Genomic DNA, 16816 nt, shown 5'->3' on the forward strand with positions numbered 1-16816 from the left:
CTAGCAATTTACGGTATCAATCGTGTATTTCATCCGCCATGTCCAGCGCCCATCGAGCGCAGGGTAATGGGCTTTAAAGACAGAAACCATGCCGCCCTGTCCCTTTTGAGCGATGATCCGATACGGACCCACGATTTCTCCCGGATTGAATGCCATCATCATTTCTCCGCGATAAATATCTATCAATTATATCCGAGCACCCCAACCTTGGGTTGGATGCCTGTAAATTGATCGAAAATCGTCACGGAAATAAAAAAACGGACGAGGTAATTACCTCGTCCGTTCTGATGTCAATCGATCAAGGCTGGAGTTCAACCTCGACGTTGACAAAGCCGCTGCTATCGGGCGTGAACACCAATGGGAAGGCTTTGAATGTTCCGTCGCCGCAATTGACGTTCCATTCCTCGCGCCATTGACCGCTGGCATCCGGCTGCTGAGTCACCGTAATCGTCGTCCCTTCGACAATGGGAGTGGTACAACCGGACATGATTCCAACCAATTGAACCGAAGCCCAGGCAATAAATCGAGTCTCTTCATCCGAGAGCCCACCCTCAGGGACTTCACCGCTGGTATCGAAGTTGGGCGCTGTCTCCGTGCTGCCCGGATCGAGAGGGACAAAGGGCACGTCCGTCGGGATTTCAAAGTCTTGTACATCCTCCATGACCTGCTGGGCGGCGACATATGCTTGATATCCATAATAACCACCGGCAGCTGTCCCGACACAACAACAGCACAAAAGAACGGCAATCGCAATGTAAAGGATCGTTTTTTGATTGTTCTTCGGTCCGGGTTGCGGAACCTGATTTGTTTCCATTTTCTCTCTTCTCCTTGGAATAAGATGGGCGGATTATACAAAAAAAAGGAGCAGGGGCATAGGAAAAAACCCACTGCTCCTTTTGTCCTATTCTTGATGGTTTTATTTATCGAGCAAGGCCACAACTCCGGGCAGTTCCCTGCCTTCGAGATATTCAAGGGATGCGCCGCCACCGGTCGAGACGTGAGTCATTTGTTTCGCAACGCCCGCCTTCTTGACCGCGCTGGCGGAGTCGCCGCCGCCAATGACTGTGGTCGCGCCGGATTCTGCGAGGAGTTTGGCAAGCGCGAATGTCCCTTCGGCAAACTTCGGCATTTCGAAGACGCCCACGGGTCCGTTCCAAACGATCAATTTGGCTCCGTCCAATGTAGCTTTATACAAGCCGACAGTTTTCGGTCCCACATCCAACATGCACCAGCCTGCAGGGATCTTGTCCACATCCACGACCTGCGAATTCGCTTCAGCATCGAATTTGTCCGCAATGACTGCATCCACAGGCAGGACGAGTTTATCGCCAAGTTTGCCAAGCAGGGTCTTGGCGGTTTCGAGTGATTCCGCTTCGACGAGGCTATCCTGCATGTTCAATCCCTTCGCGGCGAGGAAGGTATTTGCCATGCCGCCGCCGATGATGAGCTTGTCACATTTCGCGGCGAGAGTTTCGACAACCAAAATCTTGTCGCTGATCTTTGCCCCGCCGAGGATGGCGATATAGGGATGTTCAGGGTTGGCAACCGCTTTGCCGAGGTATTCCAATTCCTGTTCCATCAAAAAGCCGGAGACGGCAGGCAGGAAGCGCGCTATACCTTCAGTGGATGCGTGAGCGCGATGGGCGGAACCGAACGCGTCGTTGACATATACATCGGCAAGCGATGCCATTTGCCTTGCGAGGTCGGGGTCGTTTTTCTCTTCACCCTTGTGGAAGCGCGTATTTTCAAGCATCACCACGTCGCCGGGTTTGAGAGACCTGGCGATCGCCTCCACTTCGGTACCCACGCAATCTGGCGCCATGGTCACGGGACGATTAATCAGTGTAGATAAAACTTCAGAAGCGGCACGCAGGCTGAATTCCGGGTCGGAGCCGCCCTTGGGGCGTCCCAAGTGGCTGGCGAGCAGGAGTGATGCTCCCTGATCCAAACAATATTGGATGGTGGGCAAGGCGGCTTTGATGCGCTTATCGTCGGTGACTTTGCCCTCCGCCATCGGGACATTGAAGTCCACGCGCATGAAAACTCGTTTGCCTTTGAGGTCGATGTCTTTTACAGTTTTCTTGTTCATCGCTGCACCTAAAAAGCAGGTCACGCTTGAAGCGTGACCTATGAAATATTACAGAGATTTCGCCATCATCGCTGCGAGATCGGCTGTGCGGCAGGAGTAGCCCCATTCGTTGTCGTACCAGGTAACGACTTTGATGAAGTTGCTCTTATCCTTGCCCAAAACGGATGTGAAGGGCAGATCGATAGAGGAGCTGTAGGAGCTGCCTTTGAAGTCCATGCTGACGAGCGGTTCGTCCACGGCTTCCAGAACGCCCTTGAAGCGCGGTTCCTTGGCGGCGTCGCGGAACATCTGGCGCAGTTCATCTGTGGTGGTTTCTTTCTCAACTTCAGCGGTGAAGTCAACGACTGAGACAGTAGGAGTCGGGACGCGCAAGGAATAGCCATCGAACTTGCCCTTGAGATCCGGGATAACCAACGCAATAGCCTTTGCAGCGCCAGTGGTGGTCGGGATGATATTCAGACCAGCGGCGCGGGCGCGGCGCAGGTCGGAATGCGGCAGGTCGAGCACTTTCTGATCATTGGTGTAGGAATGCACCGTGGTCATGAAAGCGCGTTTGATGGTAAGTTTGTCGTGAACAACTTTGGCCGCCGGAGCCAGGCAGTTCGTGGTGCAGGAAGCATTGGAAATCACATGATGCTTGGCGGGTTCATATTTGTCTTCGTTGACGCCCAACACGATGGTGAGGTCCTCACCTTCAGCAGGCGCGGAAATTATCACTTTTTTGGCTCCGCCAGCTGTGATGTGATTTACAGCGCCTTTGACGGTCTTGCCCTTCTTATTCACTCCGTCTTCCTTGATTGTGAACAGACCCGTCGACTCGATCACAATATCGACACCCAGATCCTTCCACGGAATGGCAGCCGGATCGGTCTCCTTGAAAACTTTGACCTTCCTGCCATCGACCACCAAGCCATCATCCGCAATTTCGACTGTGCCGTCGAAACGGCCATAGGTCGAGTCGTATTTCAGCAGATGAGCCATTGTCTTTGTGTCGCCGATGTCATTAAATGCAACGACTTCAAGTTCTTTGGGATAGTAGTCACGGATCGCCTTCAAAACCTGGCGACCGATACGACCAAATCCATTAATGCCTACTTTGATTGCCATGGGATAATCCTCCAGTGATTATTCAGTTGACCGGGGCAGATTGTACTGCGTTAAAGGGGATTTGTGAATTTTATTACCGCTTCATTTTAATGTGATATTTGTCAGGGATTTTTATCTTTTTCCAACCATGATTTGGGAATTTAACCGCCCTTTCGTCGTAACCCCCGCTATCCGCATTGCCCAAACGATCAGGCCAGCGGTCCGGTTCTTTCGTTGTAAATGTCCATGATCACCTGCGCCAGTTTCGCAGAATCATGCCGCCAGGGGTGTGCATTTTCGGCAAGGTCGGTTGCGTACGTGCGTTCGTCCGCAAGGGTTTCTTCATCCAGGCGCACCCAGGCCGAGGTTGGATTCAATACCCCTGTGTAATTTGTGTTACACAATATCACGTCGAAGATATCCCCCCCGACGTGACTCTCCAACGCACTGACGTGGTCGTACGCGGTAAACGAGTCGGTCTCCCCATCCTGTGTGGCAATATTGCAGACATAGATCTTAATTGCGCGGCTGGCACGGATGCCTGAAAGGAGGTCATGAACCAATAGATTTGGCAGCAGGCTGGTATACAGGCTCCCCGGTCCCACGACAATCACGTCGGCTGATAACAATGCATTGATCACAGGTGGAAATGCGGGGGCGGTATCCGGCTCCAACCAGACACGGCGGACGCGCCCGGCCACCGACGGGATCTTACTTTCACCCTCCACACGAACTTCGTGAAGCGTATGAGGCAATTCCAAACTGGCGACGAGTTTCACGTCATGGAGGGTGGAGGGTAAAACCCTGCCATTCACAGAAAGGACCCTGCCCGATTCGACAACCGCGCTTTCGAAGCTCCCTGTGATATCCGCCAGAGCCGTGATAAACAGATTTCCGAACGAATGACCTTCGAGATCCGGCGATCCGCTGAAGCGATAATGAAAAAGCTGGGTCAACATGTCTTCATCGTTGGAAAGAGCGGAAAGACAATTGCGAATATCCCCGGGCGGAAGAATTCCAAAACTCTCACGCAACCTTCCGGAAGACCCCCCGTCATCCGCAACGGTCACGACCGCAGTAAGATTACGCGTATGCAGTTTCAATCCGCGCAGGAGAGAGGCGAGTCCATGCCCGCCGCCGATCGCCACAATTCGGGGACCACGGTCACGACGCCGAAAGTCCACAAGGGTATTGACCACATCAGAATCCTCCCGAAGGAAAGGACGAAGAAGCGAACGGTTCAATTTGTAAATCCCATACAAGATGAAGATCAAACCCAATCCGCCAAAAATAGCGGCTCGAAGAATCCGGGGAAGGAACCGCAATGACGCATAAGAGAGGATGGTGAGAAATGCGGGGTCGGAGGAATCTGTCCGGTAAATATCGATGATGATGACGGCAATGCCCAAACCAATCAGGGTAATTCCGAACATGGTTAAGACCAGCCAACGCTTTACACCCAAACCCGGGCGAAGCCAGCGGGGCAGGTCGCGGATCAATTCTCCAAGACGGCGAAAAATATAAAAACGCATCGAAGGGATAATAGCAGGGATGGGGGGATGAGTCAAACCAGCCCTGGAATCTCAAAAATCCATTACGGTATAATCATTATCATGTCCATCGTCATCGCTGTAGATATCGGCGGCACCCAGATGCGCGCAGCCGCTTATATGCAGGACCAGTTGAATCCCCTCAAGCAAAAGAAAATTCCCACTCTTGCCACAGAACCCGGCGGACTGGAACGCCTCATCCATGTGATCGAGGATGTATGGCCAGAATCTGACACCGTGACAGCCATCGGACTTGGATCGCCCGGTCCGCTTGATCCCCATACCGGCTATCTGCTTGCCCCGCCCAATAACCCGGAATGGCATAATTTTCCCCTCGCGCCAGAGATCGAGAAACATTTCGGGGTAAAAACCTTTCTCGACAACGATGCGAATCTCGCCGGGCTTGGCGAGTATCGATACGGAGCCGGGAAGGGACATCATCATGTTTTGTATATCACCGTCAGCACAGGGATCGGCGCGGGAGTTGTAATCGATGACCGCCTCCTGCAGGGATTTCACGGCCTCGCCGCAGAACTCGGGCATGTCATCGTCGACCCGGATGGACCGCCCTGCTCTTGCGGTTTCAATGGGCACCTCGAGTCATTTTCCTCGGGTCCGGCCATCGTCAAATATGTCCTTGCAGAACTGGATTCCGGCTTTAAATCGATCTTGAAGCGGGAAAAATCCCTGAACGCACGTGATGTTGCGGATGCGGCGCTCAAAGGCGACGAACTGGCAATCCGCGCCTACCAACGCGCGGGGGAGTATCTTGGAATCGGGGTGGCATCCTTCCTGCATGCGTTCGATCCATCCATCATCATCTTCGGCGGCGGGGTCTCTCAGGTGGGAGGACTATTGTTCGAGCCGTTCGATGCGAGTTTGAAAAGGCGGGTCTTTCATCCGCGATATCTCGAAGGACTGGCGATCACCCAGGCGCAACTTGGCGATGAAGCCGGTCTGCTTGGGGCGCGCGCACTGGCGGAAATGAAAATCGGCATATAACCATTCATCATCAAGGAGCACAAATGACCCAAAAGAATCTACCCGGTCCGAAGACCAAGGCAATGATCGAGCGCGACCAGAAGGTGATCTCACCCTCGTATCCGCGAAGCTATCCATTTGCGATGGATCACGGGAAAGGAACGGAAGTCTGGGATGTGGACGGAAACCGCTTCCTCGACTTTATGGGCGGCATTGCAGTTGTAGCCACCGGGCACGCGCATCCGAAAGTCGTCAAGGCGATCCAGGAACAGGCGGAAAAATTCATCCATATCTCGTCGGACTTCTATCATGAGAACTGGATCCGGCTCGGAGAAAAACTGGACGAGATCGCACCTTTCAAGGAAGATGCGCTTTCTTTCATGACAAATTCAGGGACCGAAGCGGTGGAAGCAGCAATAAAACTTGCGCGCTATCACACCAAACGATCAAACTTCATCGGCTTTACAGGAGCATTCCATGGGCGGACAATGGGCGCGGTGACGTTCACCGCCAGCAAGGCAAAGTATCACAGCGGATTCTATCCACTGATGAACGGCGTGACCCATGCCCCCTTCCCCAATCCATATCGCCCCATCCTCGAACGCCGCAAAGGAGAGGATTACGGCGAAGCGGTCGTTCGGTACATCGAAGAGGAGATCATCGCCCAGATCCTTCCCGCCAAGGAAGTCGCGGGCGTTTTAGTCGAGACCATCCAAGGCGAAGGAGGGTATATCGTTCCGCCCGACGGGTTCTACCCAGCCTTGCGAAAATTCTGCGACAAGCATGGGATTTTGCTCATCCTCGATGAAGTCCAGTCTGGTATGGGACGAACGGGAAAATGGTGGGCGATCGAACATTTCGGCGTCGAGCCGGATATCATCACCGCAGCGAAAGGCATTGCCTCTGGTATGCCATTAGGCGCATGCATTGCACGCAAGTCCGTGATGGATTGGGAACTCGGCACACACGGCAACACTTACGGAGGAAATCCGATCTCATGCGCGGCCTCGCTTGCAACGATCGATCTGATCGAAAAGGAATATTTGAAGAACGCAAAGGAAGTCGGCGAATACACCATGGACGCGCTGACCGAGATACAGGCAAGGCATCCGAGCATCGGCGATGTGCGCGGGAAGGGGTTGATGATCGGCGTGGAATTCGTAAAGAATCGAGAAACTAAAGAACCCGCCAAGAAACTCACCGACCGGGTGGTGGACCTTGCCTTCGAACGAGGGTTATTAACCCTCTCCTGCGGTCAGAGCGTGATCCGCATCGCACCTCCGCTTTCGATCAGCAAGAGCGAAGCGGACGAGGGGTTGGCAATGTTCGAAGACGCATTGACGCAGGCGGAGAAGGAATTGAAATAAGCGACCGACAATTTGCGATTGACAAATGAAAAGACCTTCGATTTTCAAATTCGAAGGTCTTTTTTGTCATTCCTCCGGTTCGCTCCTTACACGATTGTCGTCACCGATGACGATGTTCGAACCGGTGTCATCACCGTGAATATGGATTTCGGTTTTTGATGCATGGAAAGAAGTCGGTTATCTGCGCGGCGCAGGTTTTTACTTCTTCGTGTACGGCGCGGGGGAATCATCGTCGGAGAGCATGGCGGCATTTACCTTTTCAGCCCGCAAGTTGAGGCTTTTCACAAGTTTCCTCATTCCGGTTTCCGTGAACAAATCAACCGACTGGTATTCGCGCAGGCTATACGGCAGTTCGACCTCCTCGAGACGTGCCGGGATGAGGAAAATCTCACCGGGAGGAATCTCGAGTGCCCGGTCGAGCGCGAGGCGCATTTCCTTTTGTACGTATCCTTCCCGGCTCACGGAATGCTTCGAGAGGCAGAGCAGGACAAGGTCAGTTTCATCCAATGCCCGTGCAATTTCCATCTTCCAATCCTGCCCGGGCAAAAGGTTTTCGGTATCGAGCCAGGGTTCCGCTCCCTTTGAAACAAGATAAGAATGCAGTTTCTGCGCCTTTGGGCGGTCCGCAGAAGCATAGCTGATGAAGATTTTCAACGAGGGACTGTATGCCATTTGTTGATTATACGGTTTGAATCTAAAAGCGGCGCCTCGCGACGCCGCCTTTTGTTGATTCTACGTTAGCGGGTTTTACTACTGCCGATGCTTGAAGCGTTCTCCTCCGCGCCGACCAGCACCGCGCGTATCGCGATGCGTTTGCCGTATTCACCGGTGGATTCATTGTAGGTCGCGCAAGTGATCAATGTCAGCCACGGTTCATCTTCGTGCTGCAGGACGCTCTTATTCGTCGGGCTTACGGTCCGGTTCTGGCGTACTTCGTATTCGTAGGAGACACCATAGGCATGGACGATGATCCGGTCGCCCCATTTCAATTCTCCGAGCGAGGCGAATGGTCCGTCCTCACCGTTCGGCAGGGTTACATGACTTGTCAGAACACTGTTACCCGACCAACTGGGGAATGCCGTGCCTTCTAACCAGCCTGCTTCGTTCCACAGCCAGGTGACATCCCATTTATCGTCAAGCAACGGCACACCGACTATCGGCATCTTTACCCCAAGGCGCGGAATTTCGAGCCAGACCTCGGCGGCACGGTAGGCTTTTTCTGCAGGCTGTTTTTGGAGGAGGGTAACCACGCCCGGAGCGAAGCCTGTATCCGGCAGTTTGTCTGGCAGGTCTGAGTCCGAAACTTTCCGACCTCCCCCGCCAGCGCCTGTTCCACCCTGATTGATTACAACACTGGCGGAAACGCCGTAGACATCCACATCGTCGAGTGGGTCGTACCATCTCTCCGTGGACCTCGCATTGTGAACGCTGAGTTGGACAGGCAGGCCGTTTGGCTGCGGATCAATCGGCAGGGATGTCCAGGCGACATTTGCTGTATTCGTGGCAGGGGAAGCCACAAGCCGGGCATTGAAGGTGATGGTGGCGGTTGACCCAAGCGGGAAAACGTCCCATTGAAAGACCAGGTTGGACGTTCCAGCCGGACAATAGGCAGGCGCAGGCGGGGTTGTTGGCGCGAGGCCGGCGTATACCACGGTGCACGGTATGTATTCCAATTCCGGCGGCAGGATGTCCGTCAGCACGACATCAAAGGCATCGGTTGAACTGATCGCTGAATGATTAACAGTAATCGAAAATTGAATCGGCGTACCGATCGGCACCCCGCTGGATGGAATCGCCGATTTATTTATGGCAAGGTCCGGTTCGATAACCTCCACATCCGGCGCGCTGGTTGTGAACGAACCACCGGTGAAAGCCCAGGTTACATTGTTGTTCAAGGTCACGCCGTCCTGGTTCTCGATGACATCCAGGACAATGGCGCGGTACCGAATCAGCAGGGTCGTAGCCGATGTTTGGGTAGGGATATTCCCGACAGTAAAGACCACCTGTCTGCCCGGATTCGCCGGATTGGCGGGCGAATCGCCAGGATTTGTGATTGAGGAAACCACCGGCTGGGCTGGGGGCGTCGGCGGAGGAGGCGGACAGATCGTCGCCGTTTGATCAACGCCAGCCACTTCCACAAACAAACAATCCACAAAGGCAAGTCCCTTATCCATCTGGTCGGTAACGGTGACATTATCCAACGGTGTTCCTATCGGCAGGTTGACGAGAATCTCATAAGTCAGGATCTCCCCAATCGCAACTTGCGGGTCCGTGGTGAATGTTTCATTGGTCCCTGTGAGGGTCTTGGTGAAAGAGCCGCTGTTGCCGATGAATCCAAAATCCACGGTGGGATTGGACGTCGTTCCTGAAGCATTGTTCACCGTGTTATTGTTCGCCGCACCAACGCTGCCGGGCGTGAGAGTGACGGGGTTGCTGGATACCTGGCCCACGCCACCACCGATACCGTTATCGTTATTATTGATGTTATCGTTCGGATTGGTCGTATCGCCTGAATTGGCCGTATCCACCGTACTGGTATAACCAACGGGAGGCGTGACCCGCACTATGTAATCGCCCTGCGGCAGGCCGCTGAATTGATACGTTCCTCCGGCTCCAGTCGTCACGCCGCCGGGGCCATCATCACTCGTTCCCAAAATGCCATCCGGACCAGTCTCCATCTCTGTGCCGTCGCTGGAATACAACTGAACCGTCGCTCCGGCTAGCGGCGTATCGCCCGCATCGTAAGTCCCATTGCGATTAACATCCACGAAGACCTGGTCGCCCAGCTGCTGGCGGTAAAAACCGAAGTCCACGGTCATGTTGGCGCGGCCATCTGCCGCGCCCTGCCCGCCAGAGAGATCCGTTTCGTTGAGCGGTTCGTCTGCAAGAGGTCCGAGGGTCACCGCGGCGGCGGCAACGTAACCGACGGAGGTTCCGCTAATGGATGAAATCCCGTTATCGTCGCTATCTGTCGGGGTTGTATCCGGATCGTTGGCGGTCGAATCGCTGATCGCGCCAGAGGTGTTGATGGTGGTTCCGCTGCTCCAATACCCTGCAAGCGGATCCGAGGCGACGGTATCGCCTCCACCCACATCGCGGAAGTTATCAGCCGGGATGACAACGACATAATTGCCTGCAGGCAGGTTGTCGAAGCGATAATATCCTCCGGCATCGGTCGTATCGAAGGAAAGGAAGGTATCGCCAGCTCCAAATACGCCATCGCCATTATCCTGGTATAACTCGACGCGAACGCCGGAGATGCCCGATTCTGTACCGAAGTCGATCTGCCCGTTGTTGTTGGTATCGAACCAGACACGGTTGCCGAGGCTGAAACTGGTCGTTGTGAAGCCAAAATCCACGGTCGGGTCGAGGGTGGTGCCGCTGGATTGATTTACAACATTGTTCGCCGCACCGGGGCTTCCTCCCGTCCCCTGCCCGGGTGTCAATGTCACCACGCCGCTGCTGACCTGACCCGTGCCTGTCCCTGCGCCATTATCATTGTTATCTGTGTTGGTGTCCGGGTCGGTGGTATCGGCGGGTGAAGAGGTATCCACCGTGCTGGCATAACCGGCAGGAGGCGTAACGCGCACAATGTAATCGCCTTCCGGTAAACCGGCAAACTGATATGTTCCAGGCGCGCCAGTCAGCACGCCGCCTGTGCCGTCATCGCCAGTAGCGGGTATCCCATCAGGTCCAAATCCATCATCGCCGGTTCCACGGATGCCGTCGGCGCCGGTGATGATCTCGGTCCCATCACTGGAAAAAAGTTGAACCAATGCGCCGGACAAGGGCGAATCGGTTCCGGCATCGTAATCGCCATCTCCATTTATATCCACAAAGACCAGATCGCCGAGCGTTTGCCGATAGAATCCGAAGTCCACGGTCATGTTAGCGTTGCCATCCGGAGCGCCCTGTCCACCGGAAAGATCGGTCTCACCAACAGGCTCGGTGCCATCCGGTCCCAACGTCACGACAGCCGATTGAACATAATTGGTCGAATTGCCGCTCAGGTTTGTGATGCCATTCTCGTCGCTGTCGTCTGCATCGGTATCAGGATCGTTCGAGGTCGAATCGCTAGGGATTCCAGAAGCATTGATCGTGGTGCCGCTGCTCCAATAGCCAACGAGGGCATCGGTTGTGCCACCAACCGTGAAGTTATCGTTCGGGATGCGCACGATGTAATCCCCGGCCGGAAGGTTATCGAAGCGGTAATAGCCGTTGGCATTCGTAAGAACGCCCCCAGGACCATCATCACCTGTGCCCAGGATGCCATCGGGTCCAACCGGGATCTCTGCGCCGGCCGCGTTGAACAACTGCACCCGGACATTGGAGATGCCCTGTTCCGTGCCGAAATCAATCTGGCCGTTATTATTTGTGTCGTACCACACCCGGTTGCCGAGGCTGTAGTTCGAGGCGACCGTCAATGTGGCGTTTGCCGGGTTGTTATTCGTGATGCCGCCATCAGCCGTCAGTCTTCCTGCAGGTATGGTATTTATGTAGACTCCAGGCCGTGTGCTGATGACATCAACCCTAATGAGGCATGAATCGCCCGGGTTTCCAAGCGCTGTCAAACCACCGCCAGTCAGTTGAACGGTTTGCGACCCGGGAAGGGCAGTCAGCAGACCTCCGCAATCGGTGAAAGCGTTCGATGGGTTGGCAACTTCCAACCCATCCGGCAGAGTTCCAGGAAGGTTATCAACCAACCCCATATTTACGACCGGCACATTGCCGGTATTCGCTATCGTGATCGTCAACACCGATGCCTGGTTGGTCAAAACCTGCGCAGGATTGAAGGTCTTACTGACGCTGACGCCCGGCAAATTCGTTAAAGACGCTTCTGTCGGGTCCGGATTGCTGACGCCATTGAACGTAGTGACAGCACCGGCTGGAATTCGATTGGTCAGGTTGCCATTGACATTCATAACCACCCGCAGCGTAAGCGTGCAGGACGTATTCGCCAACAGAGAACCGCCTGTAAAAGTGAAGGAGGTATCGCCGGGATTTCCGGTCAGCACCCCACCGCAGGTCCCCACGTCGAAATTGACCGGGTTGGCTAGCTGAATTCCAACACCAAGCAAGGTCATGTCGTCTGTAAACGTAATGCCAGTCAGGGCAGTGTTAAGATTTGGATTGATCAACTGCACACTCATGGTCGAAAATGCACCGCCATAGACCAGGACCGGGTTAAACCCCTTGACCACACCGATACTTAAACTTTGGATGTTCAATGTCGCCTGCGCCTGCCCGAAGGGAGAGATCGCCGTCCCAGTACTTTGGACGATGCCGTTTACATTTGCGACAGGGATCGTGTTCGTTTGTGTGCTGGGATCTACCGGCGTGCTATCGAGGCCGACAACATCCACGGAGATCGTACACAGCCCGGGCACTCCGGCAACCTGGGCGGGTATCGTGCCGCCCGTGATGCTGATCAAATTGGAACCTGCCACAGCTGATGGAGTTCCTCCGCAAGTATTAACGATATTCGGAACCGCCGCCACGCGAATCCCGTCGGTCGGCGAGCCGGGGAGATTATCGGTCATCGATAAATTTACAATGGGTGAACTCGTCGTATTTTGCAAAGTGATCGTCAATGTGGAGCGCCCGCCAGCCTGCACATGCGTGGGATAAAACGCCTTGCTCATGGTCAGGCTGGTCACACGAATAGTATCAACCGCAGGATTAAGATTGGATCGCCCTTCGGTGGTTACGACAGTATTGGCAGGGATGGTATTGGTATACAGATTCGGTATTGTTGAAGTCACCCTGACATCAATATTGCAACCAACGCCTGCCGCAAGCACATCCGCAGGAGTATTTGTAAAAGTGATGACATTCGTCCCGGCAACGGCTGTGATCGTTCCGCCAGGACAATCATCTGTAGGGGCAAGCGCTGGTGGATACGGCGCGATAACAAGACCAGCGGGAAGGGTGTCAGTAACGTTTATCCCCGAGATGGATGTATCAGCAGGGGCAGTAATCGTGATACGCAGCCGGCTAAATTGCCCAGGTGCAATCGGATCTGTCTGGAAGGTTTTGGTTAACCCTACAGGCAGGGAACTAGAATTAACAACCACCAGGTCGGGGTTTGTTCTGAAGAGAGCATGTCCAACTCCCTGAGCATTGGTAATCGTATTAGCCAGAACAGCATTATCGTATGTTCCAGCGGTATTGCTCGTAACATTAAAAACAACCGTACAGTTTCCATTGGCCGGAATCGTCCCCCCGATCAGGGTAACGGAAGTAGTTGTGTTCGTAATGGTTCCGCCACATTGTGGGCTGGAGGGTGTTCCAGAGACCGTTAGGTTAGGGGGCAAGTTATCCGTAAAATTGACCCCTGTCAGGGCAGTGCTACTCGCATTATTCAATGTAATCGTCACGGTACTCGTACCGCCTACAACAATACTGAGGGGCGAATAAGCCTTCGTGCCGGTCAGGGCACGGTTTACTGTAAGATTGGCGGTTGCCGGCAGGAAGTTTGTAACCGGTTGGTCTGCGGTCAATACGTTCGCTGGTATGGTATTGGTGACCGTACCACCGGTACTGTTCAAGGGCGTTTGTACGGGAATCGAAAAGACACAGGTGCCGCGAGGGGTTGGGGGAGTGGCGCTGGCGGGAATGCTGCCGCCGGAAAGTTGAATCAGGGTCCCTCCGAGAGGGGCATTTATAGTAGTAAATCCGCAGGTGTTTGCCGTCGGCGCACCGGCAATCGTGTAACCGGCACCCATCGTATTTAGATTGTCGCTTATCGCCACACCGGTGTAAGCCGAACCTGTCGGATTTTGCAGTGTGATGGTCAGGGTAGTTTGATCACCGGCATCCACCGTTCCGGGAGCAAATGATTTGGCAATTCCAACAGGTTGAATGGTCAACTCCGCCTGCGCCGGGGAGCCGTTTGTAACTCCCTGGGTGGTTCGGAGGGAACCCGGTCCGCCGGGACCTGCCGGGATGGTATTGGCAGTTCCGTTCGCGATCAAATATGCCCCACTCGCGCCGGTAACGTCCACCTGCACAAGACAATCCTGGGCAGGGGTAATCGTTCCATTGGTCAGGGTAATCGTGTTTCCATTTGCAGGAGCCGACACGCTTGCTCCCGCGCCGCAGTTGGTGACGGTGAGTCCGTTCGGATTGGCGATCTGCAAACCCGCAGGCAGGGTATCGGTATAAGAGGCGCCTGTGAGGTTGGTGTCTGTATCATTGTTATTGATGCGAATGGTCAGCTGGCTGGTTTCCCCGGAAAAAATCGTGGTAGGCACGAACAACTTCGACAAGGATGGCGGCGTGACAGCAATCACTGTAATCGTGGCACTGGCAGGGGTGGTATTCGAAATGTTTACGATCGTCCCGCCATCGTCGCCCTGGGAGGTCAGGTTGTTTGCCGGGATAGTATTGATGAGGTTTCCGGGTGTGACGGAAGATACATTCACTTCCACGTAGCATTCACCCGGATTCGCGCCTTGCTGGGCTTGGACGGTTCCGTTGCTCAAAGCAAGCGTGGTCGTGCCCGGAACGGCCGTCACATCACCAACCAGCCCGCAGGTGTTGACAACATTTGCCGGGTTGGCTATGAACAGACCCGGCTGGACGCCTATCAAATTATCCGTCCACCCGGCGTTCGTCAACTCGAACGTATTGGGATTAAAGATCGTCACCCGAAGCACGGAAATGCCGCCCGCATCGATCTGCAGCGGCGTGAACTGTTTGTTGATCTCAGCCGGGAGGCTGGCAGCACGCACCGGCGTGACTGGCATCACCAGCAGGTTCCCGAACACAATAGCCAAAAGAAAAACAACGCGGAAAAATCTATTCATGACAATTCACCTTTACGCACATGAAAACCAAGGTCTTAATAATTAAAAAAAACGCGAAAACGACAGACGCCCGTTTTCGCATGAATGCATATAAATCGCCGGGGCGGCTATAAATACTTGAAAATCCAAGGCTGTTTTTCCTATTTTCGACGCGCATATTACCGAGTTACTACCAAATATACCTTATTTTGGATTGTTTGGGATGGCACCTCCAACCCATTTTGATAATGATACAATTCCCGCACATGTCCATCGTGCCGTCCATGCTCCCCGATTTTCGCGTGCGCCAGCGGGATTATCTGCTGGAAATTTCGCGCCTGCTCACCCAGGAACTCGACCTGGAGAAGCTCATGGCGAGGATTCTGCGAGTCTCGATCGAAATGCTTGCCGGGCAGGCGGGAATCATCGCGCTCAAACAACCCGACGGATGGCGCGTTGCAGCGGCTCACGGCATCGCCCCGGCTTTTCTCTCCTACCTGACCCCGCTCCTCGCCGAGGAAAAGGTCCGCGAACTGGATGTGCGCGAACTCAACCGCATGCTGAAAGACCTGACCTACACCGCCAGCATGGGATTGCTGAACGGAACAGGCCTGCCCCTCGCCGCGCATGGACAGGTCATCGGTGTGATCTTCATTTTCCGCAACTACGCCGACCTATTCACCCCCAATGACCGCATCCTTCTGCAATCCTTCGCGGATCAAGCCGCTATCGCGGTATTCAACGCCCAGTTATACGGGCAGGTTTCCTACGAAAAGAAAAGACTTGACGCGCTTCTCGACTCTGCCGCAGATGGAATCCTGATCCTCGACGCAGGCATGAACATCGAACGCTGTAATTCCGCCTTCGCAAAATTATTCGGGCGGAGTCAAAGCGAGATCACAGGCAAGCCGCATAATGAGATCATTCAATGGAAGAAAGAGCCGCAGGGGAAAACCCTTGAAGAATCGATCAGGAATGGATGGCCCCTTTCGCCGACAGCCACGCTATATGTGGAAGGCGATCTGAGCCGGCCGCTCCCACCGCCCATCCCGGTTGGAATCACCTATGCGCCGCTTTTATCGGATGAAGGAAAACTTCGCAATGTTCTCGTCGCAATACGCGACATCACCCACTTTCGCACCGCGGATGAGATCAAAGCCACCTTCATATCAATCGTCAGCCACGAGCTGCGCACCCCGGTCGCGTTGATCAAAGGGTATGCGTCCACGTTGAGGCGCGCCGACGCCAAGTGGGACAAACATACGATCAACGAATCGCTCAGCGTCATCGAAGAAGAGGCGGACCGGTTATCCAAGATGATCGATGACCTGCTGGATGCATCACGCCTCCAGGCGGGAGGCTTGAGCTTGAACCAGGCCGATGTCGCCCTCCCCAGCCTCGCGTCCAGGGTGAGCGAGCGGTTTTCGTCCCAATCGCCGAATCACAAGATCGTCACCGACTTCCCCGAGAAATTCCCAGTCATCCTCGGTGATGAAAACCGCCTCGAACAAGTGCTTTCCAATCTCGTGTCGAACGCGTTGAAATACGCTCCGGAAGGCGAAATTAAAATCACAGGAAATATCCTGCCCGACGAGGTGATCGTGTGCGTCAGCGATCAGGGACCGGGCATCGACGCCAAGGACCTGCCGCACATCTTCGACCGTTTTTACCGCTCGACCAGCGCCGTCAAACAAACAAAAGGCGCGGGGCTTGGGTTATATCTCGCCCGCGCGATTGTCGAGGCGCATGGCGGGAGGATCTGGGCGGAAGGCAGGGACGGATCGAATCCGCGCTCAAAAACGGAATCCGGAGCCCGCATTTGTTTTTCACTCCCGCGTTGAGCAACCATGCCCGCGTTCATAAATTATGGATATAAACGCAGGGCTATATCCCTGAAATCACAGACCCTTCCACAGTATCTCCCACAAGACGGGGGTGAAGGTAAAATATTTGACG

At 54.4% G+C, this 16816-nt stretch carries 10 protein-coding genes; 3 read left to right on the forward strand and 7 right to left on the reverse strand.

Features of this window, described 5'->3' with window-relative positions:
- The 5 genes from HS100_18000 to HS100_18020 all read right to left on the reverse strand — a co-directional run bounded on the left by HS100_18000 (position 1) and on the right by HS100_18020 (position 4743).
- Complete coding sequence (locus HS100_18000; GenBank protein MBE7435815.1) at positions 1-156, reverse strand: hypothetical protein; 156 nt, start codon at positions 154-156, stop codon at positions 1-3.
- Positions 157-298: 142 nt separating this feature from the next.
- Positions 299-814: a hypothetical protein gene (locus tag HS100_18005; GenBank protein ID MBE7435816.1), complete on the reverse strand. Its 516-nt coding sequence runs from the start codon at positions 812-814 to the stop codon at positions 299-301.
- Between the two features lie 102 nt (positions 815-916).
- Positions 917-2089, reverse strand: coding sequence for a phosphoglycerate kinase (locus tag HS100_18010; GenBank protein MBE7435817.1), 1173 nt, complete (start codon positions 2087-2089; stop codon positions 917-919).
- 48 nt (positions 2090-2137) lie between these two features.
- The gene (gap, locus tag HS100_18015) at positions 2138-3196 is read right to left on the reverse strand and encodes a type I glyceraldehyde-3-phosphate dehydrogenase (GenBank protein ID MBE7435818.1); all 1059 of its coding nucleotides are present in this window, start codon (positions 3194-3196) and stop codon (positions 2138-2140) included.
- A 188-nt stretch (positions 3197-3384) separates the two neighbouring features.
- Complete coding sequence (locus HS100_18020; protein MBE7435819.1) at positions 3385-4743, reverse strand: YvcK family protein; 1359 nt, start codon at positions 4741-4743, stop codon at positions 3385-3387.
- Positions 4744-4788: 45 nt separating this feature from the next.
- Here HS100_18020 and HS100_18025 point away from each other — a divergent pair, with 45 nt between their 5' ends.
- Positions 4789-5727 carry an ROK family protein gene (locus tag HS100_18025; protein ID MBE7435820.1) on the forward strand — a complete coding sequence of 313 codons (939 nt, stop codon included), beginning with the start codon at positions 4789-4791 and terminating at the stop codon, positions 5725-5727.
- 23 nt (positions 5728-5750) lie between these two features.
- A complete protein-coding gene (locus tag HS100_18030) occupies positions 5751-7073 on the forward strand; it encodes an acetyl ornithine aminotransferase family protein (protein ID MBE7435821.1) in 1323 nt (440 codons plus the stop codon).
- 198 nt (positions 7074-7271) lie between these two features.
- Here HS100_18030 and HS100_18035 read toward each other — a convergent pair whose 3' ends face one another.
- Both HS100_18035 and HS100_18040 read right to left on the reverse strand, forming a co-directional pair.
- Complete coding sequence (locus HS100_18035; protein MBE7435822.1) at positions 7272-7745, reverse strand: toll/interleukin-1 receptor domain-containing protein; 474 nt, start codon at positions 7743-7745, stop codon at positions 7272-7274.
- A 65-nt stretch (positions 7746-7810) separates the two neighbouring features.
- Complete coding sequence (locus HS100_18040) at positions 7811-14881, reverse strand: sortase (GenBank protein ID MBE7435823.1); 7071 nt, start codon at positions 14879-14881, stop codon at positions 7811-7813.
- 227 nt (positions 14882-15108) lie between these two features.
- On the opposite strand from HS100_18040, the gene HS100_18045 reads away from it, so the two are divergent.
- On the forward strand, positions 15109-16701 hold the full coding sequence (locus HS100_18045) for a PAS domain-containing protein (protein MBE7435824.1): 1593 nt from the start codon (positions 15109-15111) through the stop codon (positions 16699-16701).
- Positions 16702-16816: the final 115 nt, after the last annotated feature.

This window comes from Anaerolineales bacterium, from assembly GCA_015075725.1.
Lineage (GTDB): Bacteria > Chloroflexota > Anaerolineae > Anaerolineales > Villigracilaceae > Villigracilis.

What these genes read in the sequence shown, in the direction of transcription:
- gap (MBE7435818.1), bottom strand. Translation starts at nt 3,196, where the DNA reads ATGGCAATCAAAGTAGGCATTAATGGATTTGGTCGTATCGGTCGCCAG.
- HS100_18005 (MBE7435816.1), bottom strand. Translation starts at nt 814, where the DNA reads ATGGAAACAAATCAGGTTCCGCAACCCGGACCGAAGAACAATCAAAAA.
- HS100_18000 (MBE7435815.1), bottom strand. Translation starts at nt 156, where the DNA reads ATGGCATTCAATCCGGGAGAAATCGTGGGTCCGTATCGGATCATCGCT.
- HS100_18025 (MBE7435820.1), top strand. Translation starts at nt 4,789, where the DNA reads ATGTCCATCGTCATCGCTGTAGATATCGGCGGCACCCAGATGCGCGCA.
- HS100_18045 (MBE7435824.1), top strand. Translation starts at nt 15,109, where the DNA reads ATGATACAATTCCCGCACATGTCCATCGTGCCGTCCATGCTCCCCGAT.
- HS100_18030 (MBE7435821.1), top strand. Translation starts at nt 5,751, where the DNA reads ATGACCCAAAAGAATCTACCCGGTCCGAAGACCAAGGCAATGATCGAG.
- HS100_18040 (MBE7435823.1), bottom strand. Translation starts at nt 14,881, where the DNA reads ATGAATAGATTTTTCCGCGTTGTTTTTCTTTTGGCTATTGTGTTCGGG.
- HS100_18010 (MBE7435817.1), bottom strand. Translation starts at nt 2,089, where the DNA reads ATGAACAAGAAAACTGTAAAAGACATCGACCTCAAAGGCAAACGAGTT.
- HS100_18035 (MBE7435822.1), bottom strand. Translation starts at nt 7,745, where the DNA reads ATGGCATACAGTCCCTCGTTGAAAATCTTCATCAGCTATGCTTCTGCG.